Here is a 4,396-nt window from a genome sequence, read left to right as displayed (position 1 = left end):
TGCCATTTCTCTTCAGGAATGGTTCTCAAAAGCAAAATCTGAACATAAGGCATTATAATACCGTTTCCAATGCCTTGAAGGATTCTACCAATGATTAATATGATTAATGAAGTTGAAAAATAACATATGATGGATCCTAAAAGAAATATGCTTAATGAAAAGAAGAATATTGTTCTTGCATTAAACCGCCGAGAAATATAAGCGCTTAACGGAATCATGACACCCACAACAAGCAGAAAAACAGAATAGGACCACTGTGCCTGTGTTGATGAGACAGAAAAGTCACTCATCAGATAAACTACTCCTGTTGTAATAATCGATTGGGCTATGGTTACTAGGCTTGCAGCTATAATAAACAAGATTATCAGCTGCATCCGACTGTTTAATTTGACATTCATTTTTTCACTATAATCCTGTTGAATTGTAGTTTTATAGTGAATATTATTTATATTTTGTTAATTTTTATCGTAAATATCACTAAATGAGTTAAAATTAAATTAATTATAAAAAAACTTAATATTAATGATTAATAATTCAGATAACTCCCAAATTATGTATATATACATTCAATCTAAAATGTTATCTCTAGTTTTCTTTTTTTTTCAACTTAAAATATTAAAAATCACAAATCATTTAAGTTATCAAAACCAATACAACTTTAAAGAAATCCAAAGTTAATATACTAACTAAAGAGAAACATATCATATTCAAGAGGGATTTATGTATAATGCATTTAATTTTGAAGGACTAAAAATTGATCAAGAATTATTGGAAAGAACAAATCCCATATTTAATACGGCAAGGATGACTCTTTTCCAATTGGCTGCTGCAGGTCATGATGATGCCAAAGCCGTAGCCGAAAGGCTGAATCTTACCAGAGAAGATACACAAGACAGTAAGACAGTCAAGGCCGATGATGATGATCTTTTCATTAACAGTATTATCATGGATGTAAGATACTTTACTAATGGAAAACTCGCTAAGGAATCAGGTTTTACAGTGGTTGACTTGCCATGCGGTTTCACCCCTAGAGCCCTTGAATTTGCAAAAAGCGGCAATAAATTTGTTGGAATGGACCTTCCTGCAACAATTAATGAAGTTCAACCCGCCATTATGTCATTGCTGGATGACGACCAAAAAAAGCTTGTTAATTTCGAGGGTGTGGATGCAACCAATTATCAATCCCTTAAGTCTGCATTTGACAAGATTGACGGAAAGGTATGCATAACAACAGAAGGACTCCTGATGTATCTTACAGATTCCGAACTGGATGCAATGTGTGACAATATCAAAAAAATTCTTGCAGAACATGGAGGATATTGGATTACTCTTGACCCTGAAATATCTCGCCTCTACGTTTTGATAGTGAAATCCTTTTATGGAGAGAGAACAAGAGATATCATGTATACATCCAAGTACAGAGTAGAAGACAAATCTGATGCAACAATCATACAAAATGCAATAACTGTCAGTTCCTTAGGTGATGTTCAAGAAAATATGAAAAACGCAATGAATTATATTACATCTAAGGGACTTAAACTGGAGAAAATTCCATATGCAGACCATGTATCTGAGTTTAAAAGTTTAGAAAATGCAAATCCTAAGATTGTAGCTCAAATTAAGGAAGGCCTTAAGCAAGTATACATATGGAAAATTACAGTTGACGAATCAGTTAATGTGGATACTGATGCCAAGACAGAATCTTTTAATGCAGATGCATCAATCAATGGAGATAATCTTAATCTCATATTGTCAGGAAATCTAGATACATTAAGTGCACCTAAACTTCTTGCCAATTATGAAAAGATTAAGGAAGATAATGATATCAGAAGCGTCTTCATCGATTGTTCTAAACTAGAATATGTATCATCTGCAGGCCTACGTGTTCTTCTCATTATGCAAAACGACTGCAAAGGCGGAATTACAATGAAGTCATGCAATGAAACAGTTATTGAAATTTTATCTGATACAAGCATAAATATTAAATAAAATAATAACAAAATGCAGACAAGAGGTAAAACAATCCATATTACATCAATTGCCAATTATATATTTAATATATTATTATAATTTGTGCATACATAGAGATTAACATTAACGTCGACCATTAGCTATTCAAAACTTATTTTCTGAAACCCTTGCATATATCACAGTGGAAAACGGGACTGATATGTGGAAGGGATTCCGCCAATGTTAATGTCACATCATTAAATCAAATCTTAAAAAGTAACTATTGAATTATCAATCACATGTTAATGGAAACATAGCGTATCGCACAATATAGTGGTGTTTAAAGAGCCATTAGTTAAAAAACTCTTTTAAACACAATTATATATAATCTGATGTTAGAAAGTCTATGATGTTTCTGTGTTTCAGTCCGCTGCCGGAGAAGTCCATTTTATCCATGCTTAAAACGTATTTGTCAAAATTATCATTGATTTTTGCAAGTCCTGAAAATTCCCTTTCTATTGTGTTATCGTTTTCCAGTTGGTATGTTACCTGAATGTAGATTTTTTCTTTGTCTCTAGTGCAGACAAAATCGATTTCTTTTTCTTTTATCATTCCTATTTTTACGTCATATCCTCTTCTGAGCAGTTCTATGTAGACTATGTTTTCAAGGATTGAGCCCATGTTTTCTATTTCTCCGTATTTTGCCTGATAGAATCCATGGTCGACTAGGAAATATTTTTCGTTGTGTTTAAGCACTTTTTTTCCTTTTATGTCCTCTCTTGGTGCCTGGTGTGTGAAGCAGGCATTTTTGGAGTATAATAAATAGTCGAGTATTGTGTCCTTTGATATTTTTCTTCTTTCGTGTTTCATGTATTTGACTATGTTTCCAGCTGAGAAGTTTTTTCCAAGGTTCATTATTACATAGTCGAGTATGCGGTTTAGCATGTCAGTGTTTCTTATGTTGTGTCTCGTTACGATGTCTTTTAGAAGTATTGTGTTGTATATGTCGCTTAAATAGGAATATTTGTCTTGTGCTGCAACCTGCTGTATTGGGGGCATTCCACCATATTCCACATACTCCTTGAACAGTTCCTCCAAGTCATTTGTGTCTGTTTTTTCTATTTCCTTTTTGTATTGTATGAATTCGGCAAATGAGAAGGGGTAGATGTTTATCTGGTAGTATCTGCCCGATATTAATGTTGCCATTTCACCAGATAATAGTTCTGAGTTGGATCCTGTGATGTAGATATCGCAGTCAAGGTCGACTCTGCATGCGTTTATGCTTTTTTCCCAGTTTTTGACGTTTTGTATTTCATCAAATAATAGGTAGACTTTGCCTTTTGTGTTTTCAGTCAGGTTCATTATGCATTCATCGAGCTGTTTGAAGTTTTCTATCTTGTTGTATTTCATGGACTCGAATGAAATCAGGAATATGTTTTCTTCTTTTATTCCACGGGTTTTCAACTCTTCCCGAATGCTTTTTAGGAGGTATGTTTTCCCACTTCTTCTAACGCCAGTTATGATTTTGATAGGTTCCTTATCTATCAGCCTTTCTATTTGGTTTAAGTATAATTCCCTTTTAATCATTTTTTTCACCGCACAATAATTATATTGAATTTTTGTATTTTAAAATATATAAATTTTGTCGACTACATTCTACAAAAATAATAATTTCCATACAATAGTAGAATACAATCGACAGCATAATTAAAGTTAATATAATTGTCGAATACACTTGACAATATACAAACTCATAACCAAATAATAGATCATACTCCCATATTTAAGTAATTTTGCTTATAAATGAAGACAATTCTACAAACCCAAAAAACTATTGCTTTAAACATGAAAATAAAACAGAACCAAATATATTTACATAAAAAGACACCATTCCAAATGTTAACAAAATCCAATAAAATACAAAAGTTAATTAACCAATGCTAAAATAAAATTATACGAAAAACATTTGAAAAAGCCAAAAAACATACCATAATCAAAAACAAATTGGAAACATAAACTATGAAACATTTAACTAATTGTTTCTTAATAATTTTTCAGAGAATTAACTCCAAATATAAAGTCAATATGCTGAAAAAACTATACAAAATATAAACACCTGCCAAAAAAGGCCAAATTAATTCCTTAAAAAAACACTTATTTTTTAAAAATCTAAACATATTATTCTTAACAAAATCATAAAATAAGTTATATTAAGTTAATGAATAAAAAACTTAATATTAATGATTAATAAGTAAAATAACATACAAATTATGTAGAAAGGATTTTGCCCGTATACTATACAAAATATTTATTACTTTTAACTCTTACATTACAATATTTAATATCATTTCATATAAATAATATTTGGTGTTTTTAAAGTGGAAAAAACAACTTTTTTGAACTATGTGTAAAAAAGGAAGCTATAAAACACATATTAAAGCTAATT

The 4,396-nt window shown here is 31.1% G+C and carries 3 protein-coding genes; 1 reads left to right on the top strand and 2 read right to left on the bottom strand.

All coding sequences use genetic code 11. The annotated features are described in order from the left end of the window. Positions 1–398: MFS transporter (locus Q0W04_RS10470; RefSeq protein WP_298503053.1), on the bottom strand; the 398-nt coding region annotated here is incomplete at its 3' end. Positions 399–720: 322 nt separating this feature from the next. Between Q0W04_RS10470 and Q0W04_RS10465 the strand changes: the two genes are divergently transcribed. Next, on the top strand, positions 721–1,989 hold the full coding sequence (locus Q0W04_RS10465; RefSeq protein WP_298503052.1) for an STAS domain-containing protein: 1,269 nt from the start codon (positions 721–723) through the stop codon (positions 1,987–1,989). Positions 1,990–2,328: 339 nt separating this feature from the next. On the opposite strand, the gene Q0W04_RS10460 is transcribed toward Q0W04_RS10465, so the two are convergent. Beyond that, positions 2,329–3,537 (bottom strand): ATP-binding protein, encoded by a 1,209-nt coding sequence (locus tag Q0W04_RS10460; RefSeq protein ID WP_298503049.1) that lies wholly within the window; start codon positions 3,535–3,537, stop codon positions 2,329–2,331. Positions 3,538–4,396: the final 859 nt, after the last annotated feature.

The sequence above is a fragment of the uncultured Methanobrevibacter sp. genome, assembly GCF_947170395.1.
Lineage (GTDB): Archaea > Methanobacteriota > Methanobacteria > Methanobacteriales > Methanobacteriaceae > Methanocatella.
This window is presented reverse-complemented; position numbering and strand designations above follow the sequence as displayed.